Below are 20,405 nucleotides of genomic sequence, written 5' to 3' on the forward strand. Positions count from 1 at the left end.
GTTGGCTCTTGGTATTAAATTTACGTATATTTACGTAAATTTAATACATATAACAAAGCTTATAGTGCGAATATAGTTAGTCACAGTATTGCTAAGTTGGTAAATGACAGTTGAAGAAGCGATCGCTCTAGTCGAGCAATTATTACAAAGGGGAAGCTTAACAAAAGTTCAAGAGATTGTGTTTCGCCCGTCTTGGACAGGACAGACGTACTTAGAAATGGCTGTAGAGTCCAATTACGATCGTGGTCATATTAAAAATGTTGGTTGCGAACTGTGGCCATCGCACCGTTAATCAAAGACTTCATACGTGTAATCAGGACTGTCACTAGTTCTGAACACTCGGAAGCCTTTCATTTCTCTTCCCTTTCCTTTGCAACGTGCTGCATCATCAGCATTACGAATTGTCCAAGATGGTTGAACTTGAACCCAAATAACGCATCTACGTGTATCGCCTGCTTCAACTACTCCAGTAAAAGTTTCTGCATAAACTCCAATATCTGCATTGGAGACTCTTCCGGGGAAAGCTACACCACAACTACCAGGATTAAGTTGCAGCCAACCTTTCGACCAAGAACTACCGTCTGAACCTGAAACATAGCTAATTGCTACAAAAGCCTTCGAGCCTGCTCGATTACAGACAGTCAAACTTGCATCTGCTGGAGTTGCCAACAAAGCAGAGGAGATGAAGCTAATCATTCCTGCGCTCATAACCGTAACTAAACTTCTAAGTTGCATTGTATATACTCTCTTTTAGTGATTGAACCTAATCTAATCCCTACACATCCTATTGGCTTAAGCGAAAGTCAGTACCGCGATTTGGAAACCGACGACCAAAGTCCTGTGCAGAAATAGAAATGGAGTTTCCACCACCCACTGCCCTTATAAAATCGGGACTGTTAATGTAATGTCTGTAAGGTTGACCGTCACGGTGACGAATTACCAACGCACCAAGTCCGCTGGGTGTGGTGATATATGGATCGACTGAACCATTGCAAGGAATATCAGCGACCACAGGATTAGCACTCATAATCCGGTTAAATACAGCAGAACTAACAGCCTGTTGGACTGGAACCCGACTCCAAAGACTTCTGAAAGCAGGACAACCAAGTGCATAAGACTGCTTCACATCTTCAAACACTGCGATATCTGGCTTTCCCTGATACTGAACAATGTAATCAGGAACACCATTGGCAGCATGAGCAATTGAGGCTGAAGTAACACTGAGAATTGAGATACCTGCTACAAGGCAAGCTTTGAGAGTAAACTTCAATTTCATAATTACCTGGTAGGTTGATTTAACACTGAACACTGAACGATAGCCTAGCTGCTTGTCCCTACGTAGAGATGAAGCAGCCTAACCTCCATACACATGTCTTCAGCCAGATGAGGTCAGGAAAAAGTCAGATGTATTGAATTCAGATAAATTTATACAAAACAACTTTAATTATCTTTGCCAGTTAAAGTCGAACACTTTCTTGCGATTTGGACATATTCTTGCTACATCATGCGAAATTGGTTAGGTGATATGCCTGTGTATCGTCGGAAACATTTAGCAAAATGACTGGGGTTGGCAAAACCGCACTCAACAGCGATCTCATTGATTGTGCGTCCTCTCTGCTTCAGTAATTGCTTTGATCGCTCTACTCTTTGCTGAATTAGATATGCATGAGGAGACATTCCTGTCGATTTCTTGAACAAGCGACAGAAATAGTATTGGCTTATACCTAATTCTTCCGAAATTTCTACTAACGACACATCTTGATGAAGATGAGCAGCCACATATTCAAAAGCTTGTTTCAGTTTGTATTTGGGTAAACCGTCCTCATACTCCTGCAGGAAGTGCTTACGAGTTGAGTAATACTTCAGGAAATGAGCCGCTAAAGCTGTTGCCATAGATTCCGCATAAAAATAACTGTTATTTGCGTCAGTTTCCAGCACAGATCTTAGGGCTAAGCCAATTTGACAAACCAATGGATCAGGCGCTTGAAGTGCCAGCTTAACTTCAACTCGGTCTGGATTGACTGACTCATGAGCAGCATGAGCTAGGAAGGTAGGCTCCAGGTAGCAGTGCATTAATTCAATTTCCTGTTTACATTTAGAACTTATAGGTACGTAAGCAGGAAGAACTTCAATACAATTGAGGGCTGTTTCTTTCTGATCATGTTGCGTTAAATAACGCTTACCTTCAGCAATAAGTTCTACTTCTACTGGCTGTTTCCAAAATGGAATTACAATCACGTGTTGAACGTTGTATATCTCTGGGACTTCTATCGCAGGTAATTGATAGTGTGCCAGATGGATGTTTCTCCATCCTGCTTGTTGGCTAGAAAGTAGTGGTTTGGGGGCAAACGTAGAAGCTGCATCTTTTTGAGAATAATCAATAGTTAAAGCTTTCTCTTCTGGCATTGCTTGTTTTTCTAGTAGTCCTATTTTTTCTTGTTAAATAGCGGGGTGGGAGAAACACGTCAATCTACTATGGGAAATGAAAGTCGGGTGACGATGTTATCTGAAAATATTGCTGAAGAATTAAAAATTAATTTTCAAAGTGTAAAAATTATACATCAACAAGATTTACAAAAAGGTTATGGTTCGATTTATTTACCTTTTGCATTAGAAAGAAAATATCCCGAGCCAAGTATGATTGGATTTGGCAGTTTGTTTTTCCTTCTGGAAGCATCTCTAAAGACCCCCGTAGTGGTGAAGTTCGTCATCACCTTCACGATACTAGTTTACAAAAAGCGTTAAAACAAGGGGTTCGCCAAGCTGGTATTCAAAAAAAGGTGGGTTGTCATACGTTTCGCCACAGTTTTGCTACGCATTTAGATACCGTTGGCGAATTCCCCAAACAGCTAAACTGAACTAATCGGTTCAGTAATGAAACGATTGAGAACCTTCTGAGCAGTTTTATACCCAGATGCTGACAGTGTTGGCAAACTTTGAGGTCAGCCCGTCCATCCGAGGGTATGATTATCACCGGGGTGACAGGATTGACTCAAGGAGAGATAGCAACTTTGAAAGCTTTGGGGGCATCACAGGTGAACTGAGGCATAACTCCGACCGAGCAAGAACAGTTAACAGCACTGGCTCTCAAAAGCACTGATATTACTTGCTTGTAATAATCAAAGTAAGAAATTAAGTCTTAGAGTTTCTTAATTTGTGGTTTTTGAAAGCATTTTTCCCTCTCCTGCTAGATAGTGATCGCCCTTCCGTAAGCAATATGCTTGAATGCTTGCTGAATCTACCGAAATGAGTAAGCAATCAAGCATTTTGAAGTCGGGAATCTGACCTAGCTTCATCCATCGCTACAACCTGCCTGTAAAATTGAATATGATACATCAAGACTTTTAGGCACTGTGAACTTTTTTATCGGTTGTGCTGTTTGGGCATATAAAGGTTGGGTGGGCGAACTCTATCCCCAAGGCACTCGCACTGCCGATTTTCTCCATCTCTACAGTCGTCGCTTCACGACCGTAGAAGGTAACACCACCTTTTATGCCGTGCCTAACCAAGAAACTGTAACCCGTTGGGCTGCCGAAACACCAGCAGGTTTTGAATTTTGTCTGAAATTACCGCGAGATATTACCCATCAAGGGTTGCTACAACCTTATATTCCGGCTGCTTTAAAATTTCTGGAGGGGATGCGCCCTTTAGGGAAGCGTCTTGGCCCGATGTTTGCCCAGTTACCACCCAGTTATCCACCTGCATTACTTGAGGATTTGACCAACTTTCTGGAAGCTTGGCCGCGTACAGAAGCACCCCTAGCGCTGGAAGTTCGGCATCGCGACTGGTTCAGGGAACCCCATGCTAGTAATTTGACGGCGCTTTTAGAAAAGTTAGGTGTAGGACGGGTACTGTTAGACTCGCGTCCCATCTACACTGGAGATGATGACCCCCAGTTGCAATCGGAACGGCGTAAACCTAAATTACCGTTACAATTGAGTGTGACAGCACCTTTTACTCTGATACGGTTTATTTCTCATCCAAATTTATCAGTGAATCAGCCGTTTATGCAAGAGTGGGTAAGGCAGATTCAGCAATGGTTGCAGACGGGAGTACGAATTTATTTCTTTGTCCATTGTCCAATAGAAGCGCGATGTCTGGCGACAAGCCGCTTCGCGTCTACGCCTAGCACAGCCCGTCACTTCCAACAGCTATTAGAACAGAATGATACACCAGTTCCCCCCCTACCTTGGAATAACCTTGACCATCCCCCCAATCAGCTCAGTTTATGGTCTTGAAAGGCAGGGGGAGTAATGCCACAGAATTAAATTTCTACTTTTTTAACTTTTACAGGATATCTAATGTTTAGTGATTAAAAAAAGAGCGATAATTAGTCTTACGATACTTTTCTGTTAAAGCTTCATATTCCTTTCTCCTTGACAAAAGGGGTAATAGCCCTATTTGTTAAACGGCGATGAAGGTTGAAGTGATAAATGAATATATCTAACAGAAAAGCATTGATTTTTAATGTATATGTGATTTCGGCGAATTTTTTGAGAGCAGTTATACCAAAGGAGGTTGAGATGAGTCGTCTTCTTTATGAAAGTTCAGTCTCATACAAAGGATATCTCATCATTCCATTTGTTTTTGGACAAGCTGATAATTACGAGATTTATTCGTATAAATTGCTATCTGAGATTGGGCAAAGAAGCCAATTTCATAAAGCAGAAAACCCAGCAAGAATCTATGGAAGTGGCGTTAGTAATATCGTTGATATTGCTAAAGAACATATTGATCAAAATTCAGAGTTTGTTCATCGGGGGGATAGTTTTAAGTCTCGCTACATTTATCGGAACAATTTGATTATCATCTTCCAAGAAGGAGACAAATGTTTCTATGACCATTACCCACCAGAGTTATTGAATAATATTGCAGCTCCAAAATTATTCAAATCTGAATATGAATGTCTGAGTTGGATAAAGCAAGGGCTTAATGGGCGACATGTGCGGCAAAGAGCTATTTGAATAAGGCAGAAGTTATCCAATTTTAGATTTTGAATTTTGAATTTTGGATTGAACAGAAATCTAAAATCGTTTACCTGGTTTTATCTGGTTCCTAGTCTTCGACTGGGAATGCCCCTCATTAAGGCTGCTGCCTCCCTTATTCGCGGCCGCAGCCCAATGAGTAGCATTTTCAGCTAGGGGCTGGAAACTAGGTTTGAAAAGGGTTTCAGCTTAAGTTGACACCCATAAAGATGCCAATTCCACAAGATTGGATAATTTAAACGAATTTTCTGTGCAAGCTGTGCAACCAGTCCGGCGAGGTGATGACCGAGGTAGACACACGACAACTCATCGTGAATTGATTTTGCTCCCGACTGGTGGATTAATTATTGATACCCCAGGAATGCGAGAAATCCAAATTTGGGCAGGTGATGAAGGTTTGCAAGAAACTTTTGCAGGCATCGAAACCTTGGCGCAGGAGTGCCATTTCCGCAATTGTCAGCATAATAACGAACCCGGTTGTGTTGTGCAGCAGGCTTTGGCTGAGGGAGAACTTGATTATTCCAAGTTTCTCAGCTACCAAAAGTTACAAAAAGAACTCGACTACCTTACCCGCAAACAAGACCAGAGGGCGCAACTAGCTGAGAAAGAACGATGGAAGAAGATTCATAAAGCCATGCGAAATCATCACAAGCACTAATTGCACAGGTGTCATACCATTTCACACAAACTTTGATACATATAGATAGATTTCTCGTAGGGAACATTGGTCATTGGTGTCAACTTAAGCTAAAACCTTTTTAAAACCTCGTTTCCAGCCTTCGGCTGGAAATGCTCGTCATTGCGGCTCTGCCGCGAGTAAGGGAGGCGGAGCCTCAATCAGGGGCATTCCCAGTCAGAGACTCTTAACGAGCTAACGAGGTAATGTCTCAAAGCATTCTTAATTTATATGATTATAGAACTTACGCAAAAAACCTCTCAAACTCTTATTCCTCGGTGTCCTCTGCGTCCTCTGTGGTTCGATTTTCCGTTACCTGTGCGTAAGTCCTGGATTATTAAAGTGAAACGGTGTCATCTGTGTCCGGCGAAAGTTTTATCATTAAAACCGTAGGAGACAAGGGGAGTTTTGAATTATAGGTAATTAAGCGAACTTGATATTATCCGGTGAAATTTTGTGAGTTATTTAATCTAGTTTCGTGACGAAATTTTTGAGTGCAAAAATCAGAATTTTTTTAGTTGTAAAACATTAGTTTTAAGTACTTTTATAAAATACCCAAAAGTATCTAACTGCACATATTGGCTATGATAAATAATTTCACGAGCTGGCAACGTGTGAGCGCGGAAATTATGACTATTAAAGAGCCTAAGGATAATCTTCTGGCAAGTAGATAAATAATTTGAGATTCAACAAATAAATTAGTGAGATGTATGTTATGGTTTTTATAGGAATCAAAAAAGTGAAAACACAAAAAGACTTCAAGACAAGTTTGAGGCAAGCTCAAGAAGGTTTTTTTGCTCTGGTAAGTCCACTTCAATTCGTTACATCTTTTTGCCACAAAAATCTAAAACTAGATTGAGTAGGATAGTAGCCTTTGTAACAACTTGAAGTCAATCGAAATTTATCTGGGTATGAGCCAATAAGAGTTGGCTAACCTAGCTAGAGCATTATCCGCTAAAGGCAATTACTCTTGGAGTCTGGGAAGAAAGACTCTTAGTACAGCCTGACAAATCCATAGAAATACAGGATATTTACAAACTTAATCTTGCGGTAAAAAACATTTTTAACCGCGAACTAAGTTGAAGCAGTTGCTGACTTTTGGAACGAAAACTTCAAGCAGAATGGTGTTGTTCCAGAATTTTCAGGAATTTAACCATACTGTCAAAAGTCACCAAGATATTATCTAAGCCAGAGTATTAGGGGTTGCCTGTGCAGGCTTTATAGTACTGCACCTGTAGCTACCACTTTTAGGCTGGAATTTATCCTGCTGCATCAATCACGAAACGAGAAGCGCTATAGAAGTTCTTGGCGACTTGATATCAGCAAAATCAGAGAAGTTGTAGCGACCATTTAAGAGTGGATTGCAATTTGGTTGGTTGTGTGGTTCAGAGAACAAATCTGCGTTCATTTGAATTCCTGCTGCAACCACTCTTGAGGCTTGAGCAACCATTTGGGATTCTGTTACAACAACTGACGATGCTGAAGTCAAAGTTTTAAAGGCTTCGTTATTAGGAAATAGAGATTTCTCTATCCCTTAAGCGATGTCTGACGACAAGTCGCTCTGCGTCTACGCTTCGTGGGTAAATATGTTCTGATTTTAACTGTTTTTGTCAGGGTGCGATGTCTAGCGATAAGTCGCTACACGTCTACGCCAACAGGCTCTACTTCCCAACAGCACCAAGGGTGAATATCTCACATCAAGCTTCCGACCCATCAGCTAAATCATTTTAGGAAAACACAACCATGACTGAAGAAAAGATTAGACAAATAGCTTTCTATGGTAAAGGCGGTATTGGTAAATCTACCACCTCTCAAAACACCCTAGCAGCAATGGCTGAAATCGGTCAACGCATTCTTATTGTTGGTTGCGACCCCAAAGCTGACTCTACCCGTTTGATGCTACATAGTAAGGCTCAAACAACCGTTCTTCACCTCGCTGCTGAACGTGGCGCAGTAGAAGATATAGAACTCCATGAAGTGATGCTCAAGGGTTTCCGTGACGTTCTTTGCGTAGAATCTGGTGGTCCAGAACCCGGTGTAGGTTGTGCAGGTCGTGGTATTATCACCGCCATCAACTTCTTGGAAGAAAACGGTGCTTACCAAGACCTAGACTTTGTATCTTATGACGTGTTAGGTGACGTTGTGTGCGGTGGTTTTGCTATGCCTATTCGTGAAGGTAAAGCACAAGAAATCTACATCGTCACATCGGGTGAAATGATGGCAATGTACGCTGCTAACAACATTGCTCGTGGTGTTCTCAAGTATGCTCACACTGGTGGCGTGCGTTTGGGTGGTCTGATTTGTAATAGCCGTAATACTGACCGGGAAATCGACCTAATCGAAACCCTGGCAAAACGGTTGAACACCCAAATGATTCACTACGTACCTCGTGACAACATCGTTCAACACGCAGAATTGCGCCGGATGACTGTTAACGAGTATGCACCTGACAGCAACCAAGCTAATGAATATCGGACATTGGCTAACAAGATCATCAACAACACACACCTGTCTATCCCCACACCTATCGAGATGGAAGAGCTAGAAGAGTTGTTGATTGAATTCGGTATTCTCGAAAGCGATGAAAATACCGCAATGCTGGTTGGCAAAAGTGCTACTGAAGCACCCGTATAAAGTAGTATTAAGTACATAATCGACTAGGGTGGGCAAGCAGCCCACTTTTTTTTAGTTAAAATTTGATTTTATGGCAATAAAATAATAAAGTTATGACAGTATAAAATTGAGTATTTTTGTGAGTTTTGATAATTTATGTAAGATTTTAGCCGAAAAATATCCAACAGATTTTGCGCGTTGGTTGCTAATGGTCGAGCCGAGAGAAATTAAAGTTTTAAAAACTGAATTAAGTATTGAACCAATTCGTGCAGATTCTGTTACATTTTTACAAACAGAAAATATAATTCTGCACATTGAATTTCAAACAACAACAATATCTACTCCGCCGCTTCTTTTGAGGATGCTAGATTATTTTGTAAGGTTAGTGCGACAGTATGATGTTGTAATAATACAGATAGTGATTTTGTTGCAAGAGACAAGTAATGAAGCCGCTTTTACCAAAGAATATGTAAGTGAGATGACAACTCACCGCTATCGAATTATCCGAATGTGGGAACAGGATTCGGCATTATTTCTCTCTAATCCTGCTTTATTACCATTAGCAGCATTAACGCAAACCAGATCACCCTAAGGGTTGTTATCGCAGATTGCCGAGGAAATTGCTAAAATTCCAGATATAGAAGCAAGGCAAAATACTGCTGCGTATACGGAGATTTTAGCAGGCTTACGGTTTAAGAAAAATTTAATTCGTCAAGTATTGAGTGAGGAAATTATGCAAGAATCAGTGATTTATCAGGATATTGTCCAAAAAGAGGCGTTTATATACACTGTACGCTTTTTGAATCGTCGTTTTAGCGATATTAATTTAGCGTTGACAGAACGTTTACAAGTGTTATCTGCTCAAAAATTAGAAGATTTAGGAGAAGCGCTGTTAGATTTTTCTAATATAACTGATTTAGAAGCATGGTTAAATCAGCAGGAAAGCGATTAACTTTAGATAAATAATATTATTTCGATTACTAATAGGAATTTTGACTTATAACAGCATTGAGTTTATCAAAAAATATGAGATTCCAAATTCGATTATTTAAACTCATTGTTTCTGTACTGTCAACAATAGTAATTATTGGACTAAATTTTATCTTGCTTGTGTGAAGTGGAGATTTAATCGGCTACGTGAATGTAATACATCCTGATTTTTCTTTATTTCATCTAACTATCCATATTTTGAAAGTTTTTGGAGCAACTATAGTTGAAGTGGCTTCCTTATGGTTATTAGTAATTTTAAATCCTCTCTCTATTCGATCCGGTTTAATCATTACTTTGATTCTGCTTATGTTAAGTGGAATTTATATTTTAGTACCAATTAGTATTTAAACTATATTCTACCTCCATCGGGCGCTTTGCGAGTTCGCCCATAATTAAACCATCCCCTGTATTTCACTCACTTATGACTATTGCCAGTCAACCCCAATTAACTTTAGACGAGTTCCTCAAACTGCCGGAAACTGAACCAGCATCAGACTTTATTAACAGGGAAATCATTCAAAAACCTATGCCTCAAGGTGAACATGGTCTGATCCAGACAATTCTATCTGAAGTGATTAACGGCGTAGGGAGAAATCAAAAAATTGCTGTAGCTATCACAGAACTGCGTTGCACCTTCGGCGGCGCTTCTATCGTCCCTGATGTCTCTGTGTTTCGCTGGGATAGAATTCCTAAAACTCCATCTGGCAGAATTGTTAATCGCTTTGAAATTCATCCCGACTGGGCAATTGAGATTCTTTCCCCAGACCAAAGGTTAAAAAAAGTATTGAGTAAATTATTGCATTGTTCACGCAATGGTACTGAGCTAGGCTGGTTAATTAACCCAGAAGACGAAAGTGTGCTAGGGATTTTTCCGGGACAGCGATTGGAATTATACGAAGGTGCTGATAAATTACCCATCCTGGAGGGTATCGAGTTGGAACTGACTGTGGAACAAGTTTTTGGCTGGTTGAGTTTGACGTAAAAAAGCGTTCCATTTCCTAGAGAAAGTTGGAAAGGATTGTATCTGTAGGTTTATTGTAGAAACTGGGCAGTACAGCCCAAATTCGTGTTTACTACAAAAATTTGTATTGCCGTGCTTTTATGGAAAATCAACTAGGATTTGTTCTGAAACTGCTTTTACTCTCGGCTTTGTTATCGGTATTGATTAAGTATGCAGGGCCAAGTCTATCAGTTCCGGCGACAGCAACCAACGCGCTGATTATAATATTGTTGCCGATTGTGATTATGGCGATCGCGCTACTGTGGCGATTCCAAGCACAGAAACAAAATTAACTCAAACCATTTACGCACAAGTTACTAAAATCGGCTAACCTAACTGAATTACAAAAAAATTGCATCTCGCCAACCGTTGGGAGTCAGCCTGTGAACCTCGGTCAATGGATCGGCTTAATCGCCATAGTTCTTTCTTTATACATCCTGTGGCAAATTCGGGAAGTGCTTTTGCTCGTGTTTGCCGCAGTTGTGTTAGCCACCACCTTAAATCGGCTAGCGAAACGCTTCCAACGCTCAGGTATGAAGCGTGGATTCGCTGTCCTTCTCGCAGTCGTGATCTTTTTTGCCGGGATCGTGGGTTTTTTCTGGCTAATCGTACCACCTTTTGCCCAGCAGTTTCAAGAACTAACCTATCGAGTTCCCCAAGGGTTTGGACGCTTTAATAGTTGGCTTGACGCCCTGAGAAGCCGCATTCCTACTGAATTGGTTCCTTACATCCCAGATTTAAACAGCCTGATCCAACAAGCACAGCCGATCGTCAATAGGGTATTAGGAAACTCCTTCGCCTTTGTATCTGGCTCCTTGGAAATTGTCCTCAAGGTTTTACTAGTGCTAGTTTTAACAGGAATGACATTAGCCAACCCCGTGGCTTACCGCAAAGTCTTTGTGCGGCTTTTCCCCTCATTTTATCGACGACGAGTCGAAGGGATTTTAGATCAATGCGAAGTCTCCTTGGGGGGATGGGTAATAGGCGCTCTCATTGCTATGGGTGTAGTAGGGTTGATGAGTGTAATTGGCTTATCTATTTTGGGTGTAAAAGCAGCACTTGCTTTAGGGGTTTTGGCAGGATTTTTGAACTTAATTCCCAACCTCGGCCCAACCCTGAGTGTAATACCTGCAATGGCGATCGCTTTGTTGGATGAACCCTGGAAAGCTGTCGCTGTCTTGATTCTCTACTTTTTTATTCAACAGATTGAGAGTAATTTCATCACGCCCATTGTCATGGCGCATCAAGTCTCATTGCTACCAGCCGTAACCTTAATTTCCCAGTTATTTTTCGTGACTTTCTTTGGCTTTTTAGGATTATTTCTAGCATTACCCCTAACAGTCGTCGCTAAAATTTGGGTGCAAGAGGTGTTAATTAAAGATGTTTTGGATGAATGGGGAAATAACCATAGAAAAGAGACTGAGTTTGTGATCGTTTCTGAATCTCCTGAAGTAGATGACTATTGGACAGCAGAAAGTCCTGATATTAATCGGGAGCGACCAATTGATGATGATATCTTGCAAAAAGAAGATTAGTGTTTCTTAGGGGATGTTTGAAAAGTATTTTTGGTAACATCAAAACCTCAGAAACCTAACCCCCCAGCCCCCCTTACCTACAAGAAAATGGGGGTTTCAAAGCCTCTCAGGAGTGGGGAAGAGGAATGGAAATGAGGTTTCTAGTATACTTTACGACTTTTCAAACATCCTCTTAGGCTAAGGTTTCTCCCAAAGAATCGGTTGTGCTGCAATATCATTTAAGCGGATGCTGCTTAACAAATTCCGCCACTCTGCTTGCAGTGCTGCATCTTTAGGATTTTTCTGACGCAGTTGAGCCAGTGTCGTCAGTGCGTCGTACCATATCCCATTTTCGGCATAGATAGCATATTGCTTTAGAGGTTCTATGGTTTGTAGCTCTTTGAGAGCGGCTGGATTCAGTTCGACTCTTTGTATTACACCTTCGACGAAAGTCGGGGGAGAATCCTTTTGCTTGTCACAGTTAATCGTGAAAAACCAGCGATATTGTTTGTCTAGTGCTAAAGCAGGAGCAGTGGTAGGCAGAGAAACGTGGATGACTCCTGGTTTATCTGGTAAAGCGATCGCTTTTTGGTAAATATCGTTAGAGTCCTGATCTTGCAGCACAAATTCAACTTCATAGGGCAAATCTTTGGTATATGGCACATAGAAAAACCAACTTGGGCGTTCTACTGTTGTTTGTCCCCAGACATTTATCACTGAGTTAGCTTCCTCAGTAAAGGGTACTAAAGCAGTCAGGTCAGGTTTAGTAAGTGGACATGCCGGCCCGCGCTTCGCTCCACCACGAACGCGACCTCCAGGAGGGGGGCCCGCTGGAATTGTGGGTTGATTAAAGGCTCGCTTACCTCCGCCACGAAGGCGATCTCCAGGAGGGGGGCCAGGTGGAATTGTGGGTTGATTAAAGGTTGTGATTTGAGCAAGGGTCGTTATAGCATCAGAGGGATCGCTAAGTGGAGAACTAAGAGTTGGTTTCGCCAGTACTGGAGTCAGGCTAACTAGTAAATTAGTACAGCTAAAAGCTAGTACTAAAAACAGTTTTCTCGGTTGTGAATTTGACTTCATAAAAACCTTACCTTAAGTATGTAAACCTTATAGATTTATCTGCTGGTTATCCACAAATTTAATCAAGAAAATCTTTCCCCATTCCCGAAAAAACTCCAAAAATTAAATTTTCCAAATTTTTGTGTCCAATACAACTATCAGATTCTTCTCCTCCTCAATAACTGCTTCCACAGCGATTGAATGTTTTTTGATTTGGAAGCCCCCTATTCCCCACTCGCCACCCGAACTTTTGTTTTTGAATTATAAATTGACATCAAGGCAACCGTAGCTACCAACGACAAAGCCGAAGGTATAAACGGTACCCAAGCACCCGAAATTAACAGACCAAAGCAAACTATATACAGAACACTAAAGGTAATACTGACTGCCAATGCCAACCAAGGGAACGAAAGCTTTTGCCAAGCCAGGACTCCCCCTACCAAAGACCAGCCCCAAATCCAGACCACCTCAATCCACAGTGACCAAACCCGCAGCAACGGCCGCCCATCCTGGACAGCACTGAGGATTTGGCTGACCATATGCGCTTGTACTAAGACTCCTGGCATTTGCTGATCTAAAGCAGCGCCATAGGGTGTAGCCCAGGTGTCTGGAGAATCCCCTTTTGCCACCACACCAATTAAAACAATCCTGTCTTTGATCGCACTGGGGTCAATCGGACTAGATAAAAATTGGGTTAGCTTCACCTGTTCGGCTATCTCCTTTGAGGAACGGTAGTTGAGCAAGATTTGACCACCATTAGCATCAATATTTTGATAGCCGCCAGTACGAGATTTCATATTTGGAAAAATAGTTTTACCCAGCTGCAAATTACCTTGAGGGGTGAACTTTGTTTGAATTCCTAAAGGTCGCAGATAGAGAGAGGCCAGTTGTAGACTGAATGCATAGCGAGCAGGACACAACGATGTCGCCTCTAGGTTCATGAACAGGAGATGCCGACGGATAACTCCATCATGATCATTAATAAAGTCACTGAATCCCAGATTTGTTGTGGGGATTTCTGGTGGCGGCTGATTGCCTGGGATATCTACTGTGCCATCGCTTCCCTTACATACGCCAATCAAGTTCTGAGTTTTTTGGAGACGAGTAATTAAATCTGGTTGTGTGGCTTTAAAATCACGATAGATATCCAAGCCGATCGCGCGGGGTTGGTATTGATTCAGTTTCGCCAGTAGCTTGTTGAGAGATTTTTCAGAAATGGAAGCTCCAATCAAGGACTCGCCATTTTTTCTTTGAGTTGCCAAATCCTCATCGTCAATTGTGATTATCAGCAGTCGGGGATCAACTTCCTCCGCAGGGCGCGATCGCATCATCTGGTCAAAGGCTTGAATTTCTGGATTTTCCAGGAATCCCAGCCATCTCACCCCACAAACCAAGGCTGTAATCGCCAAACTGGATAACAAAGTTGCTTGAAATCTGCGTCTGGTAGACAAAGCTAAATTTGGTATATCTTCAGTTTTTATAAACCTTAATTCATCCCAACTGGGTGGTATCTGCGCTGGATTTTGGCAAATCATTGGTAGCCAAGTCGCACAGGGAAATCGATCCTCAAGTCCTTGCAATCGTTCCCGCGCTTGGCGTACCGCTTGATATAAAGACTTCCCATTGGCAAAACCTTGGAGAAAATACTTTAAGAACTCCTTGGCAACCTGATCTGGGACAGGTTCACGCATGACGATCATCTGAGGGATTTGCAAATCAGCTAATTCTCGCGCCAATCCCAATCCATCACAAGAGTTGAATATAGCTAGTTGCAAGCCGTTTTCAATGGCTTTTTGCAGAGCGTACTTTAATTCGCCAATGGTGAGGCTATCAGTTTTATTCAGGTAAATTCGTCCGCTTTCTCCATTTTTGTTACTGGAACTGTGCCCAGCAAAAAAGAGAATATCCCAGTTTTTTCCCCAAAGATGGTCAGTCAATTCCTTCCGTTGTGGTTCTACCAGAAAGCTGACCTCTGCATTCCTACACTGTTGCAGTAAGGCTAGATCAGCCTGGGTGTCAATCCCCTGACTATTGCCCACAATTGCTAAAATGTTGACTAATTGATTTAAAGTGCGTGGCTTGTGAATGCGATCGTAGGATGGTGAAGAAAGGGCGATTTCAGCCTTGGGGTAGCGTTCTAACAAGTCCCACAGATGCCAGGGTAATAGCTGCAATTGGCTATTTTCTGTTTGCAAAATCACTCGCACTTCTTCTGTGGACGACAATCTTTCTAACCATTTTTCCCTCAAAGGGCGAAACTCCTCTGCTCGCAGCCAGGTATTAAAGCGTGCCCGCAAAATATGGGAAGTGTTTTCGCAGTCTTGAATCATCGATACATTTGTCACCTGCATTTGGTCAGCATGGAGGCGATAACGATTGCCTATCTGCCGATAACTAAATTGCCAATGACTATAATAGAGCGGCATTTCGGGGAATGAAGGTAGTCTCCCGGTGATTTCTGTTGCAGCACGCTCCTGTTCTTCACCAATTTGGAGAGTGACAGCAAACCCCTGCTCAAAACTACCCTCTCCGAATTTCAGAACCACTAACTTACCCATGACTGTCACTATCTCCCTGTGCAAAATCACGCCCTATTTTAGTGTTTGATCACAAGCTCCACAAGCGTCTACAGACTTCTTTCAAAATCCCTAAAAGCCGGCTTGGATTTTAATTTTTAATTTTTAATTAACCAATTACCACTTAATAAATTACCAACAAAGAGGTAAAATAGCTAGATGTTTCAAATCCTAAAATGTTCGGTAATACTGGTATTATCTAAGGTTACCTTAACGCTAAATTGCTCTGTAGGTTCACCGCGAAACTGCAACTGAATGTAGTTGTCTAATTTTCGAGATTGAGCGTCTAGAAATACTGCTCCCGAACTATCTAGAACGGTGAGATGAACTCCTGGTGGCAAGTAGATTTGATTCCCAGTGGCGTGCAATTGGAGATGAATACTGGTTTGTTGATCCTTTTCGGGGCTGATTTCCACAATCAACATCACAGGTTGGTTGAGAATTTGGATACCCAAATCAATCAGTTTTGCACGTTTAGTAATTGATTCTGGTCGGTTGAGGGTATTTAGTTCCAAAGTTTCAGTACTGCGAAAGGCATAAGTTGGTCTGAGTTCCGGCACGTTCCACAGGGATTCAATAGTCTGCCAACCTGTCTCAAATATACCAGCAAACCATTGACTTAAATTCACCAGTGAATTAAGTGGGTATTGGCGCAGTTGGCCCAGGTAGTCGATAAACGCTTCCAATGGTTGCAGTTTTTCTAAAGGTAGTGTTTCAGTTGTGACACTAGGGATAAAACCAAGTAGCCTCGCCTCTTGGAGCGATTCATCAAATTGAACTACTAAATAACCCACCCGTTCTTCCCAGGTTTCTGGAGGAATGGAACATATCTGCTGATCCAAATGGACAGGGCGACACTCCAGACGACCAACTGAGGGCACCTCTAAGTCAGCTACATTCCCACAAAGGCGCATGATCGGGTTCCAGCTGTCACTAGCTTGGAGGTTAGTAGGAATATCCATCATTTCCAAGTAGTTATTTACCACCCACACAGCCAGCGTATTTAGCCGGACTTGTTGTGCTTTTTCAGGATTTGGCTGCTGGTTAGCAAATTCCTGAGCAGTTATGCGAGCTGATTGGGAAATCGGCAATGTTAAAGCGAAGTCGTCTAGCTGATAGGTGGAGTTATTCATAAATCAATCTTTAGGGATCAATGCTGCTATATACATATCACCGGCATTCACTGAATTTATGCCACAAAATAGAGAATGATTATTGGAAAAACAGAATTGGGGATTGGGAACTGGAGATTAGGTAAAAATATCCCCAAGCGCCAGCCAGGAATCGACAAGATCTGCAAATCCCACACTACTTTGACTGTAACCGCAGGAAGTTGTATCTCAATAAACGGAGTTTCACCGAGAATATTGCCCCGTGACAACCGCGCAAATTCTTGCTCTAACAGGATTACCCCAAATTGAACAGGCAGGGTTAGGCGATCGCATCCAATATATTGAAGGTAATTTACTGGATACTGATTGGGGCAACAATTATGATGTTGTGTTTCTCTCCAACATCCTCCACGGCCTCACGGTCGAGCAGTGTGAAATTGCACTCAACAAGGCATTCCAAGCACTGCGAGGAGGTGGAACTTTACTAATCAACGATCTGTTTCATCCCGGCGATCAGGGAAAACTCTCCTCGCCTATCAGCTTGTTCTCTCTTATCTATTACGTTACCTGTGGTGGACGTATTCGCAACCGACGATTTTAGATTGGCTGACAAAGATGTGATTTGATCAGATTCGCACAGGTAGGAATGGACTGGCTTTGTTTGTGTCAGCAGAGAAACCCCAAATTTCAGTAGATCGAAAAGTCAGTAGTTGAGAAGGATCTTTAGGCTAGCGATCGCATTGATGGATTCGCCCAGGAATTATCACCTGTAGTTGATACATACAATGTTTGGAGCGATCGCCGATTATTTTTGTGGTACAGTCCAGGAAACAACAAAACCGCCCAATTAATTGTTCGTGATACAGCAACAGAAGAAGTAGTCTGGACGCAAACCGTCAACCTCACAGACCAAAAAGTTTTTTATAAAGGCTAATCAAGCGTTTGGTGTTGACATCTGCGGCTTTGGTCATCGGGAGTAACTGCACTCAGTTTTACACTCCCCAATTCTCAGTCCCCAAATTACAACCAATTGCCAATCAACACATAGGCAGACCAAAAGCTTGGTGCCTTGTAGTTAGGATGTTTCAGCAGTTGTAGCTGGGCACGGTGGACAGCTTCGGCTTTGGTGATTTTGCCACTCTTGAGTTCTCGATAGAAGGCAGTAAAAAACATTGCCGTCGATTCATCATCAATCTGCCACAGCGAGGCTATGGTACTGCGTGCCCCAGCTCGTACAGCTGCTCCGGCAAGACCCAGTGCTGCACGGCTGTCGCCTGTTGCTGTCTGGCAAGCACTCAAAACTAATAACTCTACTATGGTTTTACCCTGACTGCGGAAAAGAGTATCAAAATCCTTAACATTGATCTGACCATCGAAATCCAAAATAAAAGTGTCTTCAAGGCGAGAACTAAACTGACCGTGGGTTGCTAAATGCACTATGTTGAATGAAGCAGCACCAATTTCACTCTCTAAATTCTTTTTCTTAAAATCTCGATCTAGTAAGCTAGTTGTCGAAACTCCTGCTTTGCTAATGCCGTCGAATTCAGATTTGATCGCAAGCAACGGCGTAAACTTGGAAAACCCTGGCGGCGGCTGAGTTAGTCCTGCGGTTAACGCTCTTAGTTGCTGTTTTACCAGCGGTTTAGGGTTAAGGAGTTGCAGACCCACGCTCAGAGCAACTGCATATTTCTCTACCAAGTATTGCTTACCATCATAAAGAGCTGCCATTGGTAAATTGCGTAACGGCCCATCCAAGACAAACACTAGGGTATCTACCCCACTTTTTTGCAATTGTGACTCAATCGGTTTAAGCAGCCAGTTGTAAACTTGGTGCGAGTGGGTTTGGACGGCTTTGATAGCGGTGGGATTGACAAGATTTTTTCGGAGTTCTACTAAGAGTTTCTCTACTTGTGTGTGAGAAATCTGAGTAGTGTAGTTTTGCAGAGGTTGTTTGGGAATTTTGACAATTACCTGGAGTTCTTTTTCAAGAATAATCGGATAGACGATGGCAGCCGTGGGATTATCTTGGTCTACCACTTGATCGAGGGTTACTCTCTGGCCTTGCAGGCAAGCTTCGCCAAAGAAGTCGTCCAATTCTGCTAGTTGGAGTGCTTCAATCCGCTGGCGTGCTTTCTCTAATATTTTTTCATCTGGTTTTCCTTGTTGGGATTTCAGCAGTAACTCTACTGACTGTCGGTAGACGGGTTCTACACTATCCCGGAAGTTGAATTGTACATCCTGGTTCACTACATCTTTATTGACTACTAAATCTCTGCGGAGAGACTGGAGAGTGTCCACAGCAGCATCATATGCCGCGATCGCACCATTAATATCTTTTTGTGCCCAGAGCAATCTACCTAACTGCCACTGCAAGGTATAGGTAATTTCTGGTGCATTGCTGCTCTGTACCAAAGCTAATCCTTGCCGGGTAAGGTCTTCTGCCTCTGACCACTGTCTGGTTTCTTCGTACAAGCCGCCTAAACTCTTCAGAGCATAAGCTTCTGCCCGCTTGTCCCCTAAACTGCGGGATTGCTGGATGGTGCTGGCGAGTAATACTGCTGAGTCTTTTGTGCTGAATCCTGAGTAGGAATTCTGACTGGATGCTTGCAACACACCACTCTTGACTTTTGCCAAACTTTGTGAAAAGTTTACCTGAGCGTAAATACTAGCACGGCTGAGGGGGAGTTGGTCGAGTTGGGACTCAATCAACGGCAAAAGAGCTTGAACCTTTGCCCATTGTTGATCTTCAATGAGTAGACCGAAGAGATTCAGTTGCGCTTGGACTTTTGTCAGGGGTGAGGGAGATGCTGCGATTGTTTGTTGATAATAAGCGATCGCCTTTGCTTTGTCGTGTTGTTTAAGGGCATTATTCCCCAGGCTGAACAGACTAGCCCCAATATCAGCGCTTGATTGCAGATGTCGAGCAATCATCAGACTTTCTTCTAACGCCTGGCGTGACTTTTCCAAATCGCTCAATACCAAAAGGGCATCACCGAGCGATCGCAAACTCACTGTCTTTTCTATAGAGTCTGGTTGAGATTTTAACGTCTGACTTACCTCTTCGAGTGTTTTGACAGACCGAGGATAAAATCCTTGGGTTCGCCACGCCTGGGCTTGATTGATTAGCGATCGCACCACGCCGCTTTTATTATCTGCTTGCCTGTAAATTTCTTCCGTCCGCCGCCAAGTTTCTAAAGCCGCCTCAGCCTGTCCCGTTGTCAGTTGGAGACAACCTTGAATATCCAGTGATTGGGCAAATATTTCCAGATTTTGGTTTTTATCCTGTCCTTTGAGTAAATTTAAGCTCTCCGTAATTGCCTGCTGTGCCTGACTCCATGCACCAAGTTCCTGGTAAGCTAGGGAAAGATTACTCAGTGTCACTGCCATTCTGAGGTTCTCCCCTTGCTGCTTATATGCTTGGACAGCCTGTTGTAAGACTTCTACCGCCTTGGCAAACTTTCCGGTATTGTATAAAACTTTGCCCTGTTCTAGTAGTGAGGCGGGGTCAGCGGCCACAGCCAGCAACGTCAGACTATTAATTGGTACTTGGAATGAGGAATTAATTGAGCCAGGAACTTTTGCCAGCACGGGTGAACTAAGAATGCATAGTAAAGCGATCAGAAAGTATAAAAGCAAACGTAAAAAGTGAGCCAGCCTGGTCTTCTCTCTTCGCAAAGGAGCGTCTCCAAGAGTTGGGGAAATGCTAAGAGCGACTGAGCGTCGGCAAAATAGGCAACACCCTGGCTGCTTTTGCTTTTTAACTTTTACAGAATTCGCGCCAAAAATCCTAGTTGTTTTAGTCATAAGTATGACAAGAGATAAGTGATAACCAGGAACGCACAGGATTAACTGTAAATGTTTGGGCTACCAGGGTAATGTT

General features: G+C 42.5%; 18 protein-coding genes and 1 pseudogene. 11 read left to right on the plus strand and 8 right to left on the minus strand.

Annotated features, from left to right (window positions below):
* Nucleotides 1-103: 103 nt before the first annotated feature.
* Nucleotides 104-292, plus strand: a complete 189-nt coding sequence (locus V7K85_RS23990; RefSeq protein WP_334817205.1) for a hypothetical protein — start codon at nt 104-106, stop codon at nt 290-292.
* On the opposite strand, the gene V7K85_RS23995 is transcribed toward V7K85_RS23990, so the two are convergent.
* From V7K85_RS23995 to V7K85_RS24005, 3 genes are all read right to left on the minus strand, one after another.
* The gene (locus V7K85_RS23995; RefSeq protein ID WP_334817206.1) at nt 289-735 is read right to left on the minus strand and encodes a DUF1036 domain-containing protein; all 447 of its coding nucleotides are present in this window, start codon (nt 733-735) and stop codon (nt 289-291) included. The genes V7K85_RS23990 and V7K85_RS23995 overlap by 4 nt on opposite strands.
* 49 nt (nt 736-784) lie before the next feature.
* Nucleotides 785-1,276, minus strand: a complete 492-nt coding sequence (locus V7K85_RS24000; RefSeq protein ID WP_334817207.1) for a hypothetical protein — start codon at nt 1,274-1,276, stop codon at nt 785-787.
* Nucleotides 1,277-1,497: 221 nt separating this feature from the next.
* Nucleotides 1,498-2,406, minus strand: a complete 909-nt coding sequence (locus V7K85_RS24005; protein WP_334817209.1) for an AraC family transcriptional regulator — start codon at nt 2,404-2,406, stop codon at nt 1,498-1,500.
* A 45-nt stretch (nt 2,407-2,451) separates the two neighbouring features.
* On the opposite strand from V7K85_RS24005, the gene V7K85_RS24010 reads away from it, so the two are divergent.
* From V7K85_RS24010 to V7K85_RS24055, 9 genes and pseudogenes are all read left to right on the plus strand, one after another.
* A complete protein-coding gene (locus V7K85_RS24010; protein WP_334817211.1) occupies nt 2,452-2,745 on the plus strand; it encodes a hypothetical protein in 294 nt (97 codons plus the stop codon).
* 608 nt (nt 2,746-3,353) lie between these two features.
* Entirely contained in the window at nt 3,354-4,238 is an 885-nt protein-coding gene (locus V7K85_RS24020) for a DUF72 domain-containing protein (protein ID WP_334817213.1), read from the plus strand.
* 285 nt (nt 4,239-4,523) lie between these two features.
* Nucleotides 4,524-4,964: a hypothetical protein gene (locus V7K85_RS24025; protein WP_334817464.1), complete on the plus strand. Its 441-nt coding sequence runs from the start codon at nt 4,524-4,526 to the stop codon at nt 4,962-4,964.
* Between the two features lie 247 nt (nt 4,965-5,211).
* A complete protein-coding gene (gene rsgA / locus V7K85_RS24030; RefSeq protein WP_334817215.1) occupies nt 5,212-5,643 on the plus strand; it encodes a GTPase RsgA in 432 nt (143 codons plus the stop codon).
* Nucleotides 5,644-7,404: 1,761 nt separating this feature from the next.
* Nucleotides 7,405-8,295, plus strand: a complete 891-nt coding sequence (nifH, locus tag V7K85_RS24035; protein WP_334817217.1) for a nitrogenase iron protein — start codon at nt 7,405-7,407, stop codon at nt 8,293-8,295.
* Nucleotides 8,296-8,413: 118 nt separating this feature from the next.
* Nucleotides 8,414-9,226 (plus strand): annotated as a pseudogene (locus V7K85_RS24040) (Rpn family recombination-promoting nuclease/putative transposase).
* Nucleotides 9,227-9,685: 459 nt separating this feature from the next.
* On the plus strand, nt 9,686-10,246 hold the full coding sequence (locus V7K85_RS24045) for a Uma2 family endonuclease (protein WP_334817219.1): 561 nt from the start codon (nt 9,686-9,688) through the stop codon (nt 10,244-10,246).
* Nucleotides 10,247-10,365: 119 nt separating this feature from the next.
* A complete protein-coding gene (locus V7K85_RS24050) occupies nt 10,366-10,557 on the plus strand; it encodes a hypothetical protein (protein WP_334817221.1) in 192 nt (63 codons plus the stop codon).
* A 90-nt stretch (nt 10,558-10,647) separates the two neighbouring features.
* The gene (locus tag V7K85_RS24055) at nt 10,648-11,799 is read left to right on the plus strand and encodes an AI-2E family transporter (RefSeq protein WP_334817223.1); all 1,152 of its coding nucleotides are present in this window, start codon (nt 10,648-10,650) and stop codon (nt 11,797-11,799) included.
* A gap of 177 nt (nt 11,800-11,976) precedes the next feature.
* Here V7K85_RS24055 and V7K85_RS24060 read toward each other — a convergent pair whose 3' ends face one another.
* From V7K85_RS24060 to V7K85_RS24070, 3 genes are all read right to left on the minus strand, one after another.
* Nucleotides 11,977-12,858 carry a DUF928 domain-containing protein gene (locus V7K85_RS24060; protein ID WP_334817225.1) on the minus strand — a complete coding sequence of 294 codons (882 nt, stop codon included), beginning with the start codon at nt 12,856-12,858 and terminating at the stop codon, nt 11,977-11,979.
* Nucleotides 12,859-13,061: 203 nt separating this feature from the next.
* Complete coding sequence (locus V7K85_RS24065; protein WP_334817227.1) at nt 13,062-15,395, minus strand: CHASE2 domain-containing protein; 2,334 nt, start codon at nt 15,393-15,395, stop codon at nt 13,062-13,064.
* Nucleotides 15,396-15,577: 182 nt separating this feature from the next.
* Nucleotides 15,578-16,546, minus strand: a complete 969-nt coding sequence (locus tag V7K85_RS24070) for a DUF1822 family protein (protein WP_334817229.1) — start codon at nt 16,544-16,546, stop codon at nt 15,578-15,580.
* Between the two features lie 241 nt (nt 16,547-16,787).
* On the opposite strand from V7K85_RS24070, the gene V7K85_RS24075 reads away from it, so the two are divergent.
* The gene (locus V7K85_RS24075; RefSeq protein ID WP_334817231.1) at nt 16,788-17,126 is read left to right on the plus strand and encodes a class I SAM-dependent methyltransferase; all 339 of its coding nucleotides are present in this window, start codon (nt 16,788-16,790) and stop codon (nt 17,124-17,126) included.
* Nucleotides 17,127-17,248: 122 nt separating this feature from the next.
* Here V7K85_RS24075 and V7K85_RS24080 read toward each other — a convergent pair whose 3' ends face one another.
* Both V7K85_RS24080 and V7K85_RS24085 read right to left on the minus strand, forming a co-directional pair.
* Nucleotides 17,249-17,431, minus strand: coding sequence for a hypothetical protein (locus V7K85_RS24080; protein ID WP_334817233.1), 183 nt, complete (start codon nt 17,429-17,431; stop codon nt 17,249-17,251).
* A gap of 114 nt (nt 17,432-17,545) precedes the next feature.
* Complete coding sequence (locus V7K85_RS24085) at nt 17,546-20,329, minus strand: CHAT domain-containing protein (RefSeq protein WP_334817235.1); 2,784 nt, start codon at nt 20,327-20,329, stop codon at nt 17,546-17,548.
* Nucleotides 20,330-20,405: the final 76 nt, after the last annotated feature.

It is taken from the genome of Nostoc sp. (genome assembly GCF_036917615.1).
Lineage (GTDB): Bacteria > Cyanobacteriota > Cyanobacteriia > Cyanobacteriales > Nostocaceae > Nostoc.